Annotated in this window: 16 protein-coding genes; 11 read left to right on the top strand and 5 right to left on the bottom strand. The window is 68.1% G+C overall.

Annotation, left to right across the window (positions count from 1 at the left end; all coding sequences use genetic code 11):
* Positions 1–29: 29 nt before the first annotated feature.
* Positions 30–305, top strand: coding sequence for a hypothetical protein (locus C5O27_RS04850; RefSeq protein ID WP_006361128.1), 276 nt, complete (start codon positions 30–32; stop codon positions 303–305).
* A 4-nt stretch (positions 306–309) separates the two neighbouring features.
* Here C5O27_RS04850 and C5O27_RS04855 read toward each other — a convergent pair whose 3' ends face one another.
* From C5O27_RS04855 to C5O27_RS04870, 4 genes are read right to left on the bottom strand one after another with little or no spacing between them, the layout of a single operon-like run.
* A complete protein-coding gene (locus C5O27_RS04855) occupies positions 310–1602 on the bottom strand; it encodes a DUF58 domain-containing protein (protein WP_127962056.1) in 1293 nt (430 codons plus the stop codon).
* Positions 1602–2642: an AAA family ATPase gene (locus tag C5O27_RS04860; RefSeq protein ID WP_006361126.1), complete on the bottom strand. Its 1041-nt coding sequence runs from the start codon at positions 2640–2642 to the stop codon at positions 1602–1604. Before C5O27_RS04860 ends, C5O27_RS04855 begins: the two co-directional genes overlap by 1 nt.
* Positions 2639–3907 (bottom strand): DUF4350 domain-containing protein, encoded by a 1269-nt coding sequence (locus C5O27_RS04865; protein ID WP_006361125.1) that lies wholly within the window; start codon positions 3905–3907, stop codon positions 2639–2641. The genes C5O27_RS04860 and C5O27_RS04865 overlap by 4 nt, the downstream gene beginning before the upstream one ends.
* Positions 3904–4581, bottom strand: coding sequence for a DUF4129 domain-containing protein (locus C5O27_RS04870; protein ID WP_006361124.1), 678 nt, complete (start codon positions 4579–4581; stop codon positions 3904–3906). The genes C5O27_RS04865 and C5O27_RS04870 overlap by 4 nt, the downstream gene beginning before the upstream one ends.
* Positions 4582–4756: 175 nt before the next feature.
* Between C5O27_RS04870 and C5O27_RS04875 the strand changes: the two genes are divergently transcribed.
* A complete protein-coding gene (locus C5O27_RS04875; protein ID WP_006361123.1) occupies positions 4757–5146 on the top strand; it encodes a nuclear transport factor 2 family protein in 390 nt (129 codons plus the stop codon).
* Positions 5147–5161: 15 nt separating this feature from the next.
* Here C5O27_RS04875 and C5O27_RS04880 read toward each other — a convergent pair whose 3' ends face one another.
* On the bottom strand, positions 5162–5842 hold the full coding sequence (locus C5O27_RS04880) for an SDR family oxidoreductase (protein ID WP_006361122.1): 681 nt from the start codon (positions 5840–5842) through the stop codon (positions 5162–5164).
* Between the two features lie 150 nt (positions 5843–5992).
* Between C5O27_RS04880 and ggh the strand changes: the two genes are divergently transcribed.
* The 9 genes from ggh (at position 5993) to C5O27_RS04925 (ending at position 14986) form a co-directional block, all read left to right on the top strand.
* Positions 5993–7333 (top strand): glucosylglycerate hydrolase, encoded by a 1341-nt coding sequence (gene ggh / locus C5O27_RS04885; RefSeq protein WP_006361121.1) that lies wholly within the window; start codon positions 5993–5995, stop codon positions 7331–7333.
* Positions 7334–7425: 92 nt separating this feature from the next.
* Positions 7426–7761: a hypothetical protein gene (locus tag C5O27_RS04890; RefSeq protein ID WP_006361120.1), complete on the top strand. Its 336-nt coding sequence runs from the start codon at positions 7426–7428 to the stop codon at positions 7759–7761.
* Positions 7762–8053: 292 nt separating this feature from the next.
* The gene (locus C5O27_RS04895; protein WP_006361119.1) at positions 8054–8437 is read left to right on the top strand and encodes a cupin domain-containing protein; all 384 of its coding nucleotides are present in this window, start codon (positions 8054–8056) and stop codon (positions 8435–8437) included.
* Positions 8438–8446: 9 nt separating this feature from the next.
* Positions 8447–9004, top strand: a complete 558-nt coding sequence (locus C5O27_RS04900) for a dimethylamine monooxygenase subunit DmmA family protein (RefSeq protein ID WP_006361118.1) — start codon at positions 8447–8449, stop codon at positions 9002–9004.
* Positions 9001–10014 (top strand): PDR/VanB family oxidoreductase, encoded by a 1014-nt coding sequence (locus C5O27_RS04905; protein ID WP_006361117.1) that lies wholly within the window; start codon positions 9001–9003, stop codon positions 10012–10014. Before C5O27_RS04900 ends, C5O27_RS04905 begins: the two co-directional genes overlap by 4 nt.
* Positions 10011–11555, top strand: coding sequence for a heme-dependent oxidative N-demethylase family protein (locus C5O27_RS04910; protein ID WP_006361116.1), 1545 nt, complete (start codon positions 10011–10013; stop codon positions 11553–11555). Before C5O27_RS04905 ends, C5O27_RS04910 begins: the two co-directional genes overlap by 4 nt.
* A complete protein-coding gene (locus C5O27_RS04915) occupies positions 11552–12541 on the top strand; it encodes a PDR/VanB family oxidoreductase (protein WP_006361115.1) in 990 nt (329 codons plus the stop codon). The genes C5O27_RS04910 and C5O27_RS04915 overlap by 4 nt, the downstream gene beginning before the upstream one ends.
* On the top strand, positions 12538–13563 hold the full coding sequence (locus tag C5O27_RS04920; protein WP_006361114.1) for a heme-dependent oxidative N-demethylase family protein: 1026 nt from the start codon (positions 12538–12540) through the stop codon (positions 13561–13563). Before C5O27_RS04915 ends, C5O27_RS04920 begins: the two co-directional genes overlap by 4 nt.
* 61 nt (positions 13564–13624) lie before the next feature.
* A complete protein-coding gene (locus C5O27_RS04925; RefSeq protein ID WP_127962057.1) occupies positions 13625–14986 on the top strand; it encodes an ammonium transporter in 1362 nt (453 codons plus the stop codon).
* Positions 14987–14993: the final 7 nt, after the last annotated feature.

Here is a 14993-nt window from a genome sequence, read left to right on the forward strand (position 1 = left end):
GAGTGCATCCACCCGAGAGGAACACCCGAATGGCCAAGAACGACAAGTCCCTGGACGCGGTTTCGCTGATCGGCGGAGGTCTCGCCGCGGTCGGTCTGACGCACTTCGTCAAGCCGGAGCTGTTCGCCCCGATCACCGCGCCGGTGTTCCCCGAGGACACCACCACCTGGACCTACCGGAACGGGGCGTGCGAGACCGCGATCGGCGTCGCGCTGGTGTCTCCCCGTACCCGCCGGCTCGGCCTGGCCGGACTCGCCGGCTACCTGGGCTTCCTCGGCTACCGCGCGGTGCAGGCCAAGAGCTGACCGCCTAGAGCAACCCGCGCGACTTGAGCAGCAGATAGTGATCGGCGAGCCGCGCGGGGAGCTTGTCCGGCGGTGCGTCCACCACGTCGACGCCGAGTCGGCCGACGGCGGTGGCCGTCCGATTCCGCAGGGTGACGGTCCGGGCCGCGGCCGCCGCGTCGTAGACGGTCGCCGGATCCTCCCGGGCCGAGATCATCTCTTCCAGTGCGGGATCCGCAACGGATCCGATGACCACCTTGTAGTGCTGCGCGAGAACCGACAGCGGCGGCAGCAGTGACTCCTCGACGGCGGCCGGCTCCAGCGGGCTCAGCAACACCAGCAGGGCGCGCTGACGGCCGATCTTCGCGACCTCCGCCCCGAGCATCGGCCAATCGGCCTCCAGCAGAGCCGGTTCGAGGTTCGCCATCGCAGAGACCAGGCTGTTGAGCAGCGTCGTCCGGCCCACCCCGACCACTCGTCGGTGAACGCGTCGGTCACCTGCGATGAGGTCGACGCGGTCGCCCGCATGCGACGCCAGCGCGGCGAGCAGTAGAGCAGCGTCCATCGCCGCGTCGAGGCGTGGGACGTCGCCGACGCGACCGGCCGAGGTGCGCGACGTGTCGAGCACGATGACGATGTGACGATCCTTCTCCGGCTGCCAGGTACGCACGACGGTCGAACGGCGTCGTGCTGTCGCCCGCCAGTCGATGCTGCGGACGTCGTCTCCTTCGACGTAGTCCCTCAGCGAGTCGAATTCGGTTCCCTGTCCGCGTATCCGGACCGCGGACCGGCCGTCGAGCTGACGCAGGTGGGCGAGCCGGGAGGGCAGCAGTCGCCGTGAACCGAACGGCGGGAGCGCCCGGACCCGACCGGGTAGCGGCACACCGCGTTGCCGTCCGGCGAGTCCGAGGGGGCCGAGCCGACGAACCGTCACCCGCACCGCGAGCCGGTCGCCACGGCGCGTCGGGGTGAGAGTGGTGGTCACAGTGCGTGGTTCGCCGGGGGGCACGGTGAGCCGATGCTCGTCGTCGGTGGCACCGGCCGACGGCTGCCAGCAGTCGCGCAGGACGCCGCGGAACGTGCTGCTTCCGTTGTTGGTGACCGCGACCGAACACGAGGTGGTCTCGCCGAGCCGGACCGGACCGGGCGCCGACCGTGCCAGGGTCACGGTCTTCGTCGACCCGGCGAGCGCGAGGTCGAGGCACATCAGGAGCACGCAGAACAGGACCCACAGCACCGGGACGGCATAGTTCGGCCATACCAGGATCGGCACTGCGCCGAGCAGCACCAGGATCAGGAACCGGCCGGTGAGGAACATCAGCGCGGGACGGGAACCGAGTTGACGGCGGCGTCGAGGACCGAGCTCACGGACACGCCTTCGAGTTCGGCCTCCGGACGCAGCGACAACCGGTGCGCCAGCGTCGACTGTGCCAGCGCCTGCACGTCATCCGGGGTCACGAAGTCACGTCCGTTGAGCCATGCCCAGGCCCGGCTGGTCCCGAGCAATGCCGTCGCGCCGCGCGGGCTGACGCCGAGGGCCAGGGACGGTGAGAACCGTGTCGCGCGGGCGATGTCGACGATGTAGGCGGCCACCTGCGGGGCGACGCCGACGCAACGGACCTGCTCGATGCCGGCCTCGACGTCGGCGGCTGAGGCGACCGGTCGGAGCCCCGCCGCGGCGAGATTGCGCGGATCGAACCCGGCGGCATGCCGGGTGAGAACGGTGATCTCGTCCTCGCGGGGCGGCAGCGGCAGCGTCACCTTGAGCAGGAAGCGATCGAGCTGGGCCTCCGGCAGCGGGTAGGTCCCCTCGTATTCGACGGGGTTCTGCGTCGCCGCCACCAGGAAGGGGCTGGGCAGCGGACGGCCGACGCCGTCGACGGTCACCTGCCGTTCTTCCATCGCCTCGAGCAACGACGCCTGCGTCTTCGGCGGGGTGCGGTTGATCTCGTCGGCCAGCAGGAGATTGGTGAAGACCGGGCCTTCGCGGAAGGTGAACTGGGAACTGGCGGCGTCGAACACGAGTGAACCGGTCACGTCGCCGGGCATCAGGTCGGGGGTGAACTGGACGCGTTTGGTCTCGACGTCGAGCGCGGCCGCGACCGATCTGACGAGGAGTGTCTTCGCGACACCGGGTACGCCTTCGAGCAGGACGTGCCCGCGGCACAGCAGTGCGATGAGGATGCCTGCGACCGCCTGATCCTGTCCGACAACCGCTTTGGCGACCTCGGCACGTACCGCACCGAGTGCGTCGCGCGCAGTGTTCGACGACGGGGCGGGGCCGCCGTGCGGATTCTGCGGCGGTGCTGCGATCTCGAACGGACCGGGGCCGAAGGTGCGGGATGGATCGACGGTCATGGCGTTTGTCGGACTTCCTTGTCGAGGGCGGTCAGTTCGCTGGTGAAGAGGACGAGGCCGGTGTCGGTGGTGGGGAGCGGTCCGGCGAGCAGGGCCCGCACCCGGGCTAGGTCCCGGCCGGTGACGGACACGACTGTGATGATGATGGCGTGCACCGCGGGGTCGGCGGTTTCCTCATGCGCCACCATCGATTCCCATCCGGGTATGGCCAGTTGGTCGGTGGCCTTCCCGGCGTCGTACGGCAGGCCGAGATACGACGCGAGTGAGGCCAGCGTGTGGATGCGCAGAGCGGCGGCGGACCGGGCATCCGCGCGGGCCTTGTGGTACATCCGACCCCGTGCCTGGGTGGTCTCGATCGCCTTGACGACCGCCGGCAGCGGCTCGGTGACCAGCGCGCCGAACCGGCGACCCCGCCACAGCATGAGGGCCAGAACCGCGAACGCGGCCAGCACGATCAGCGGCCCGATCGCCGCCGGGACGTCGGATTCCTCGTTCTCGGACGGCACCTCGTCGGTGACGAACGGTACGTACCAGAGGATGTCGTCGGCATTGGCGAAGAGCCGGGTCGTCACGCCGGCGTTGTCGCGGAGCGCGAGGTTCTCGTTGAGCAGCATGTCGCCGCTCACGACCACGATCTCCGGACGGCCGGCGGCGGCCGGAAGGTACAGCACATTCGACGCGGCGCCGGTGGTGAAGCACGACGTCGTACCCGGTGCGGAGGTGCTGTAACCGAGCGTGCCGCCCGTGATGGTGTCGTCGGGGGCGATCTCGCCGGTCGTGCAGCGGGCGGGCACCCCGGTCGGGGCGCCGTCGAACTCGAGCCGAACGGGCAGTCCGAGAAGCGACAGCGCGTAGTCCTGCGGCGCGATCAGGATCACCCGGTGCGCCTCGGAGACCCGGTCGAGGAACTGTTGCGCCGTACCCGGGTTGAACGCACCCACCGACGACACGACGACCGTCGTGTTGCTGCCGGGGCGCGGTGCGTCGGTGAACTCGTCCAGGCCGCGAGCCTGTCGGAGGTCGCCGCTATGCTCGTCGACGATCTGAGCCAAGGCGCGGGCGCCCTGGGGTCGGGGGTTGTCGGGGTCGTAACTCACACCCGGCCCGGGCTCCGCCCCGAACACGGTCAGCGCGGATACCCCGAGCAGGCCGATCCCGCCGACCACGACGACGACCAGAACCACCACGAGCACCCAGATCCACCGCGGTGTGCCGCGCTTCGGCGGGGACAGCGCGATCGACGGGGCACGGGTTGTCGTGGTCATCGGGGCACCGCCATTCGACGCGGACCTGAGGTGTCCGCCGCGGCCGGTTGGGCGGACGACACCGCACGCTCCAGATCGAGCACCGCACGCGCCGACCCGGCGGCCGCATGTCGGTCGCCATAGGCGATCGCGTCGAACAGATCAGCGGCGCGGCGCAGTTCGACGCCGTGGTCGGCGAACCGGAGTGCCAGTTCGGCGGCCACCTCGTGCGCGGTGAGAGACGGCTCGTCGGCGAGCAGACCCCGTTCGATGGCGCGGCGGGCGAGGGCACGGACGGCGTGGATCACGCTGCCGTCGTAGTCGCCTGCGGTGTATCGGTCCTCGGCCACGGCCCGGAGTTCCTTCGCCGAGCGCGTACCGGGCAGCACCACTTTGGCCGCGGTGGTGTCGGCCGTTGTCGGGGCCCGCGGGATGCGTCGAACCCGGCGGGTCACGAGCACGGCGAGGCCCACGACCAGAAGGATCGCGAGCACGATGACGATCGCCCGGATCGTGTCCGAACCACCGAACAGGTCGAGGACGTTGTCGGCGATCCATTCCCACACGCCGTCGCTGAACTCGTCCCACCACGACGGTTCCGGCGGCTGGTAGACGTCCTTCGACAGCTCGTCCTCGGCCCAGCGTCGGGCCTGCTCGTTGCCGGGGTCCAGAGGAGCAGCCAGGATCGGGGTCACGGATACCGGCCTTTCCGTGCTGCTGGGACTCGTCGTTTCACGGACTAGACGCCCGAGGAGACTCTTGCGGCGAACGTATCAAAGAACCCTGTGCAGGCACCGGAAACATCCACCGGTCGACGGACGCGCGTGCTACGGTGCGGAACTAGAACACGTTCTAATTTCTGGAGGATTCATGACCGTGGAGCAAGCCGACCTCGCCGACAAGATCGACGCGGCGGTCGACGCCTACGTCGAGCTGCTGAACACCGGGACCGCCGAACAGATCGCCGACCTCTACGCGCCCGACGCGACGGTCGAGGACCCGATCGGCGCCGACATCCGCAACACCCGCGAACAGCTCGTCGAGTTCTACTCGGTGATCACCGGCATGGACGAGCGCACCGCGGCCCTCAAGTGGAAGAAGGTCGCCGGCGACACCGCTGTCTTCGAGTTCACCCTCGTCACCAAGACCTCCGGACTCGCCTTCGAGATCACCCCGGTCGACATCATGGTCTTCAACGCCGACGGCAAGGTGTCGTCGATGCGCGCGGTCTGGCGGCCGGAAGACCTCACGCAGCTCTGACTCCGCTCTGAGCTGCTACCCACGCCCCGTCGGCCGCAGCACGATGTCCTGTGGATGGGCGTCGGCCGGGGTCTCGACGGCGTGCACGACGGCGGCCGCGACCGATTCCGGGCGCAGGAACTGCGAGGCGTCGTAGTCGCGACCCTCGATGGCGACCAGCTCGCGCTGCATGTCGGTGTCGATGCGTCCGGGGTAGACGGATGTGACCCGGAGCGTCGGCTCTTCGGCGCGTAGGGAGTCGGCGAGTGCGCGCAGGCCGAACTTGCTTGCCGCATAGGGCGCCCAGCGCGGCTTGGCCGACCGGCCGGCTCCGGAGTTCACGAAGACGACGTGCCCTTCTGCCTGCCGCAGCGCCGGCAGGAGGAGCCGCGTCAGTTCGGCGACCGCCACGAGGTTCACCTCGAGTACGTGATGCCATTCCTCGACGGGGGTGTCCGAGACGTGTTCGAGACTGCTGCCGACGCCGGCATTGTGGACCAGCACGTCGAGTTCGCTGATGGTCTCCACCGCGGCGGCGACCTCGTCGTAGTCGGTCAGTTCTACGGCGAAGGTGCTCGCGCCGTCGAGCTCCGTGGCGAGGTGGTCGAGTTCGGGTGAGGGACGGCCGCCCAGCAACAGGTCATGCGTGGGGGCCAGCTGTCGGGCGATCTGTGCGCCGAGGCCGCGACTGGCCCCGGTGATCAATGCGGTGGGCACTCTGCCAACCCTACTGCGGCGACCCGGATGCCGAAATCGTCATGCCCACCCTCCGTCGGCCCGGTGACGACGACCGAGGCGAGTGAGGACGCCGCGTATCGAGGCCGCCTCGATGAGCAGACGTGCGCGCCGGGGGGCACAATCGTCGGCGTGGCCAGGTACGGATTCACCCCAACGCAGCTGTCGGCACGTGCCGCTTATCTGCTGCGCGGCAACGACCTGGGCACCATGACCAGTGCGGCGCCCAAGCTGTACCCGCACATGTGGAGCTGGGACGCCGCGTTCGTCACCGTCGGTCTCGCGCCGCTGTCCGTCGAGCGTGCGGTGATCGAGATGGACACCCTGCTGTCGGCCCAGTGGCGCAACGGCATGATCCCGCACATCGTGTTCGCCAACGGCCGTGACGGATACTTTCCCGGCCCGTCCCGCTGGGAGTGCGCACGACTGGCCGAGTGCGCCCCCGACTTCCCGGACACCTCGGGCATCACTCAGCCGCCGGTCCACGCGATCGCGGTGCAGCGCATTCTCGACCACTCCCGACGTCACGGTCGTACGACGCGGGCGGTGGCCAATGAGTTCATCGACCGCCGCTGGAGTTCGCTGGTGCGGTGGCATCGCTGGCTGGCCCACGCCCGGGATCCGATGGGACGCGGCCGGATCACCATCTTCCACGGCTGGGAATCCGGCATGGACAACTCGCCGCGCTGGGACTCCGCGTATGCGAATGTCGTTCCCGGACTAGACCTTCCGCCGTACCAGCGTGCCGATCTCGATCACGTCACCGACCTGTCGATGCGGCCCACCGACCTCGAGTACGACCGGTACATCTGGCTCGTCGAGCAGATGAAGCGTGCGAACTACGACGACGAGTTGTTGCCGAAGGTCATGAGTTTCGCCGTCGAGGACGTCTTCGTCAGCGCGATCTTCGCCGTCGCCTGCGACGTGCTCGCGACGATCGGCGAGGACTATTCCAAGCCGCTGGCCGACGTTCGCGACCTGCGCGCCTGGGCCGACCGGTTCCGTTCCGGCGTGGTCGCCGCGGCCAACGACCGTAACGGTGCCGCAAGGGATTTCGATCTGCGGGCGAACTCCTGGATCACCACCGAGACCATCGCCGCGTTCGCTCCGCTCATCTGCGGCGGGCTCCCCCGTGAGCGGGAACGCGCGCTGCTCCGGCTGTTCGAGGGCCCGCGCTTCTGCGGACATCCCGACCTTCGGTACGCCGTCCCACCGTCGACGTCGCCGATCTCGGCTGACTTCCGACCCCGCGAGTACTGGCGTGGTCCGGTGTGGCCGGTCATGACCTGGCTGTTCAGTTGGGCGTTCGCGCGTCGGGGCTGGACCGAGCGTTCGGCGCGGCTCCGCGAGGAGGGTCTGCGTCAGGCCACCGACGGCTCGTTCGCGGAGTACTACGAGCCCTTCACCGGCGAGCCTCTCGGCAGCATGCAGCAGAGCTGGACCGCGGCGTCGGTGCTGGACTGGCTCGACTGAGAGTGTCGTTCCGACTACCTGGGAGGTAGTGGCTTCCGCGCGTTCGGGGGCGGAGTCTGGGAGTCATCGCAATCCGTCTCAGGAGGTGTCCGATGACCACGGAGAAGACCACTCACCGGAACCGACGACCCCCACTGGGTGCGATGCCTACCGCCTCGACGCCGCGGTGGCTGGTGGCCGTGGCGCGATGCGACCGTGCGCTTTCGTCGTGGTTCATCGGGGCGGGCTTCTTCTTCGCGCCGATCCTGCTGATCCTCGACCCCTGGCCGATCGCGGTCGCCGTCGCCTGGACCGCGATCTCGCTGGCGGGACTGTGGCTCGGACTCCTCGGTGCGTTCATGGCCGCCGGACTCGCGCGCGTGTTGCGCGCCGGCGACGTGATCCCCGACGAGTTCTGGGTCGGGCTGCTCGACTATCGCCGTCAGTAGGCGCTGCGACTCTCGCTCACCCCCTCCGTTCCCGCTCACCCGATAAGTGTGAGCGGGAACGGATTACGTGAGCCGATCTCACGCCGAACCTCCGACGAGGCTCCGCACCGCATGACGTACGCCGCGTAGCACACCATTACAGAGCCGTCACACTCCGGAAACACACCACTTGTTTCATAACAGGGGACGGCGTCCACTACGAAGAGTCATCACGAACCCCCGGGTGGCACGAGGACGCCGACCACGTACCCGACGAGCGCATTCGCGCCCGAGTGAGACATGGAGGAGCATCGTGACGATCGAAAGTGCCAAGGCGTTGGAGTTCCGCGTGACCAGCGATGGTTTCAAGAATCTTCCGAAGATGCCGGAGGCGGAGTACCCGGGCACCGAGGGATTCATCGGTGACGTCTACGAGAACCCGGACGGCAGCCCGATGTGCAGCGGGTACTTCGAACTCCGCCACACCGACGAGCCGCTCTACTACGAATACGAGTACGACGAGATGAAGGTCGTTCTCGAGGGCGAGTTCCTCTTGGAGAACAAGGAAACCGGGCAGAAGACGGTCGCCAAGGCCAAGGACGCGATCTTCTTCCCGAAGGGATCGAAGATCTACTTCAGCACACCGGACTATGCGCTCGCCTTCTACACCGGTCTGCGCGACGCCACTCTCCTCTGATCGCTGACGATGTCGCAGATCACGTACTCCAGCGTGCCGGCGTGGGCACGACCTGGTGACCTGGTCGAGACGACGACCCCCACGCCGACCGGTAGTTCCTACCTGCTGGTCGGTGTCGGGGACGTCGCCGACGCACTGGGCCGCTGGGAAGCCGACCTCCCTCCGCTGGTCACCACTCGAATCCACGGCGACGCCGACACCGCCGCCGACCTGCTCGCCGGAGCGCTCGCCGAGGCCACCGTCGGGGTCCGGGTCTGGATCGTCGCCGACGCCGGTGCGGCACTGCGGTTGCGCGCCGTCGCCGTGAACGCCGGACTCGAGGACGACGAGATCGAAGTCATGACAGCCGATTCCGACGGCCAGGCCGAGGCCGACGTGTTCTGTTCGCACTGCCGGTCGGTCACCCGCGTCCGAGCGGTGATCGATGACGTCATCCCGTGCGCCGGATGTCGTCGCGACCTGCTGGTGTACCACCACGTGTCCCGTCGAACGGGGCAGTACCTGGGCTTCATGGTCGACGCCGAGACCGCCCAACCCCTGTCCACCGGTGAGGAGGTCCAACTGTGAGCATCACCGTCGCAGCAGAACCCGATTCGGCCGGCGCCGCCGCCGAGTCGACGAGCCGCGTCGACCGGATGCCCACGATGCAGCTCGTCGTGACCGCGATCGACTCCACCGTCACCGGCATCCGCAGCATCACGCTCGCCGACCCCGACGGTCGGGCCCTCCCCGGCTTCGTCCCCGGCAGTCACCTGGTGGTCCACGCCGGCTCGAACACCAACGCCTACAGCTTGACCGGCGACGGCACCTATCCCACGAACTACTCGATCTCGGTCCTCGAGGTCGACGACGGCAACGGCGGGTCCCGCTGGCTGCACAACGAACTCGCTGTCGGCGACACGCTGACCGTCGGACTCCCCCGAAGCGCCTTCGCGCCGATCGCCCGCGCCCGCAAACACCTGCTGGTCGCCGGCGGGATCGGGATCACTCCCATGGTGTCCCACCTGCGCGCAGCCGTGCGCTGGGGCCGGGACGTGCAGTTGCTCTATGTCTTCCGTGAGGAAGCCGCGGCCCACCTGGCCGACGTCACGGCGCTCGCCCGGGCTCGCGCCGAACTGTTCACCGACCGTGTCTCGTTCACCGGGCGCCTCGACGAAGCGCTTCGTACCCAGCCGGTCGGCACCCACCTGTACGTCTGCGGACCGTCGTCCATGATCGATTCCGTCGTGGCGGCCGCCGCAGCAGCCGGATGGCCCGACTCCCGAATCCACTTCGAACGCTTCGGCATCGATGCACTCGACGCCGGTGACCCGTTCCGCGTCGAGCTCACCGAATCCGGCCGGAGCATCGATGTCCCGTCGGGGACGAGCATGCTCGCGGCCCTGGAAGAGGCGGGCGTCGAGGTCCCGAATCTGTGCCGTCAGGGCGTGTGCGGCGAATGTCGCATCCCCCTGTCCGGCGGATCACCCATCCACCGCGATCTCTACCTCAGCGCCGAGGAGAAGTCCGCCGGTGACGCCATCATGCCGTGCGTCTCGCGCGCCGCCGGCGGCTGCACCCTGGAGGTTCCCCTGTGACAAGCACACTCGACAACACAACCGCCGAGACCGCGGCCGACCTGGTCGCCGGCTTCCCGTTCCCGTTCCTCGAGGACCGGTACCGCTACAGCACCAACGTCGAACCGGCCGAGCAACCCGTCACGACGCCCGCGGGTCAGTGGGGCACCGCGGTCGTCGACATCGACTCCGAGTACCGCGCCGAACTCGACCAGCGTGCGGTGACGCTCGCCGCCGATCCGACCCGCCACGCCGTACTCCCCCACATGGTGCCCGCCGCGTGGGATGCGATGTTCACCCTCATGCGCGAACTCGACGCCGCGTACCCGGAGCAGATGCAGCTCCGCTCGACCGGACCCGACGAATGGTTGTGGCGCAACGACATCCTCGGCATCGAACAGCACTTCCGCTACGGCGACGCCACCACCCTGCCCGACGAACCACTGCGCTACATCACCTCTCAGGTCCAGGAGGACATCGCGCTCCTCGACCAGCGCAACGACCAGCTCTTCGTCGACGCCGGGGTGGTCACCTTCGCCGCCGACTGGAGCTTCGGCTTCGACGTCGGGATGAGCTTCCTCGAGATCCACGGGCCCGTCCCGCGGGTGCGCAAGGAAGGCGTCATCACCCGGGCGCACGAGTTCCTCAAGCGTCTTCAGCCGCACCAGCCCTACCGGCGGACCAACTGGACACTCACCATCGACCGCCGCCTCGATGTCTCGACCGAGATCTACCCCGAGTGGGGCCCCGACCGCGAGAGCATCCAGCTCGTCGACGACGCCGAGTTCGGACGCCGCGTCCACCTACGCGTGGAGGTGCAACATCTCATCCGGCTCCCGGATTCGGGAGCGGTCATGTTCCTGATCCGCACCTACATGCTGCCTCTGGAGCAGCTGGCCACCGTCGATCCGTGGCGGCGTCGTGCCGCCGAGGTCCTGGCCGAATTGCCCGAGGACATGGCCGATTACAAGGGCATCATCAAGTACCGGGACCGCGCCGCCCAGTGGTTGCGCGACGCCGCGCCCACTCCGCCGGCGCCCACTCCGCCGGCGCCGACCGGCCCGGGCCTGCCGGTCTGGCCGGCCACTCCCCCGGCGGTCGACACCACCGGGGCGGCCTTCCTCGTGGTCGCCGTCGGCGATGACGCCGAGACCGCACACGTGTCACGCAACTGGGTCGCGGCGGCCGAGGCCGTCGGAGCCACCCGGCTGCTCGTGCTCGACACGCTCACCGACGAGCAGGATCGTGCGTCCCTGCACGACGCCCTCGACGAAGCGCTCACCGGCACGCGCATTCTCGTCACCGGCGGCCAGTACGACGTGTTGACCGCGCTGGCCATCGCGCGCGAGGCCGGGGCCGTACCCGCCGAACTGTCCTCCCATGTCGTCCACCTCCGCGACCTGCCGCTCTACTGTGCGCACTGCCGCAACACCTTCCGCGTCGAGGGTCGTGCCGGCGGGACAGCCACCTGTCCCGGTTGCTCCCGCGATCTGGAGATCCACGAACACCATTCACCGACGATGGGCAGCTTCCTGGCATCGGCTGCGGGAGGTGATGCATGACGGCGGCAGCCATCCCCGCACACCTGCACCAGGGCTATGCGACGTCGACACGGCCCATGCGCGTCGTCGCCGTCCGGCAGCTGACCGCGGACATCACGCACTTCCGGTTCGCGCCGCTCGCCGACACCCCGCAGGTCCTGACGCCCTACCAACCGGGCAGCCATCTCATCATCACCGCCGGTGAGCACCGCAACGCCTACTCGCTCGTCGACGACGGCATGTACCCCAACACCTACGGCATCTCGGTTCTACGACGCGGTGCCGGCGGGGGGTCGGACTGGTTGCACGACAACCTCTCCGAGGACGCCGTCGTCGAGGTGGAGGGGCCCCGGTCGATGTTCGCACCCGTCCTCGACCAGCGGGGAGCACTGCTGGTGGCCGGCGGTATCGGCGTCACACCGGTCCTGTCGCACGCACGGGCACTGGCACGCGAGGGGCTTCGCGCAGACATCGTCTACTCCTTCCGACCCGGCAGCGGAGCGCACCTCGACGATCTCCGTGCGCTCGCCGAGCAGCCGAACATCACCCTGCACGAGGTGTCCGGAGTCGAGGCCACGGCGGAACTGATCGCCGACAGGTTCCGGTCGCAGCCGCTGGGGACCCACGCCTACGCGTGCGGACCGGCAGCCCTGCTCGACACCTATCAAGAACTCGCTGCTCAGACCGGATGGCCCACGGCGCGAGTCCATCTCGAGAGATTCGCCGCGCCGGAGCAGGAGCCCGGTGACCCGTTCACCGTGACGCTGTCCTCGACCGGGGACCGGATCGACGTCCCGGCCGGGGTGTCCCTACTCCAACGACTACTCGACAGTGGTGTCGAGGTGCCCAACCTGTGCCGCCAGGGCGTGTGTGGCGAATGCCGAATCCCTGTGCGCGGAGGCATCATCGAGCATCGCGACCTCGTGCTGTCCGACGAGGAGAAGGCTCTCGGTGATGCGATGCTGTGCTGTGTATCCCGGGGGCAGAACATCGAGGTGGACCTGTGACCACAGAAGCGATTCCGACCGAATCCGCAGAACTGTTCCTCAACCAGCCGGTGGATCATCTCGGTAATCTGCCGTGGCCGTTCCCGGACGACCTCGAGGAGTTCTCCTACAGCGTCAACGTCGAACCCGCCCGCATCCCCCGACGCACCCGTGGTGGTGAATGGGGTAGGCATCTGGTCGATCTCGGTGGCGCGGAGTACCCGGAGATGATGGCCGAACGCCGTCGGATTCTCGACAACGACCCCTCACGGGTGCGGGTCCGTGCCGGCATGGAGATCGCGTGCTGGGATCTGCTGCTCTACTACCTGCGCGATCTCAGCATCTCCTACCCCGGCCTCATGCACCTCGACGAACACGGCGACGGTCGGTTTCACTGGCGCAACGAGATCCTCGGCACCGACCAGGGATTCGTGCTCGGCGACCCCGAGTCCCTGCCCTACGGGCCGATGGAGTTCCTGGCGCGGGAGGTGCCCGACGACCTCCTTCTCGTCACCGAACGCGACGGGCACCTGTACTTCGACGCCGGTGTCGTGACCTTTGCGGCGGCGTGGTCGGTGTCCTTCGATGTGGGCATGGACATGTACGAGATCCATGCCCCGGTCCCGCGCATGCTCCGCGAGGGCATCGTCGCCCGCGCCGAGCAGTTCCTGCGCAGGCTACCGGCAGATCAGGTGTACCGCAGGGTGAACTGGACTCTGTCGGCGTCGGATTCGCACAAGCTCGACGTCAGTCTCGAGGAGCTGCCGGCCTGGGCCGCTGACGTCCCGGGCATGGTCGCCGACGGCGATTTCGCCAGGGCACGCCTGCGAATCGAGCTGGAACACTTCGTCCGGTTGCCGATGTCGGGTGCCGTGACGTTCAATATCCGGACATTCATGGCCTCGCTGGAGGACGTGAAACGAATACCCGAGTGGGCCAGTCAGTTGGCGACCGTCATCGAGACACTCGGTGAGGACATCGCCGCCTACAAGGGATTCCTCGACTATCGCGACAGTGTCGTCGCATATCTACGCGGTCAATGACGCCCGTGAGCTGCTGGTGTAAGTAACCCGGACCTCAAGTCTCCGAACCGAAAGATCGCCCATGGAACCGATACTCGCGGCTAACGCCGACCTGGCCTGGATGCTGGCGGCCTTCGTCTTCGTCCTGTTGATGTTCCCCGGCCTCGCCTTCTTCTACGGCGGCATGGTCGGCTCGAAGAACGTCCTGAACATCATGTCGATGGTCATCTCGACCCTCGGCATCACCGCCGTGCTCTACGTCGTCATCGGCTACGGACTCGTGTCCGGGCCGTCGGTGGGCGGGTGGGGCCTCATCGGCAACCCGACCGACTTCATCGGCCTGACAAACTGGCTGACCGACGACGCCTCGGGGGCGACCCAGACGCTGTACTTCGCGGCGTGGTTCATCCTGTTCGCCGCCATCACCATCGCCATCGTGGCCAGCGGTGCCGCCGGCCGTATGAAGTTCTCGTCGTGGCTCGTCTTCGCGCCGATCTGGCTGCTGGTCGTGTACTTCCCCCTCGCCCACTGGGTCTTCGCGGCTGACGTCGACGACGACTACAAAGGCGGCTTCTTGCTGAACAAGCTCCAGATCGTCGACTACGCAGGCGGAACCGCGGTCCACATGAACTCCGGTGTCGCCGCGCTCGCCCTGGCCGTCGTGCTCGGGGCGCGCAAGCGTCGCGTCGAGCGTCCGCACAACGTGCCGATGACCATGCTCGGTGGCGGCATCCTGTTCTTCGGCTGGTTCGGATTCAACGGCAGCTGTGCACTCGGTGCCAACTTCCTCGCCCAGGCGGTCATCCTGAACACCCTGCTCGCCGGTTCCGCCGGCATGATCGGTTTCGCGATCATCGAGAAGTGGCGCGAAGGCCACGTCACCTCGCTGGGCATCATCACCGGTGTGGTCGCCGGTCTGGTCGGTATCACCCCGGCCGCCAGCAGCATGGCCCCGCTCGGCGCCCTGCTCGTCGGCATCTTCGCCGCCGCGGTCGTTGCCTTCCTGTTGAGTTTCAAGTCGAAGCTGAAGGTCGACGAGACGCTCGACGCCTTCGCCGTGCACGGCATCGGCGGCATCGTCGGCACCCTCTGCATCATCCTGTTCGCCAGTGAGGTCGCTCCGGCCGGTGTCCAAGGCGTCCTGTTCGGCGGTGATCCCGACATCATCTGGCGTGAGCTCGCCGGTATCGCGATCACCTGCACCTACTCGTTCGTGATGACCTGGCTCATCGCGAAGGGCCTCGACAAGCTGATCGGGCTGCGCGTCGACGAGGAGACCGAGATGGTCGGCCTCGACACCGTCCTGCACGCCGAGACCGCTTACGAGATCCCCAGCGCGAGTGTGGGTCACCCGGGTGGCGGCCTCGCCTCCCTCTCGCCGGCGGCAGCTGCCGAATCGGTGGAGAGGTCGATGCCCGCCTCGACTCCACCCGCACAGGTCTGACCGCGCG

Origin of the sequence: Gordonia alkanivorans (genome assembly GCF_004011905.1) — a bacterium.
Taxonomy (GTDB): domain Bacteria; phylum Actinomycetota; class Actinomycetes; order Mycobacteriales; family Mycobacteriaceae; genus Gordonia; species Gordonia alkanivorans.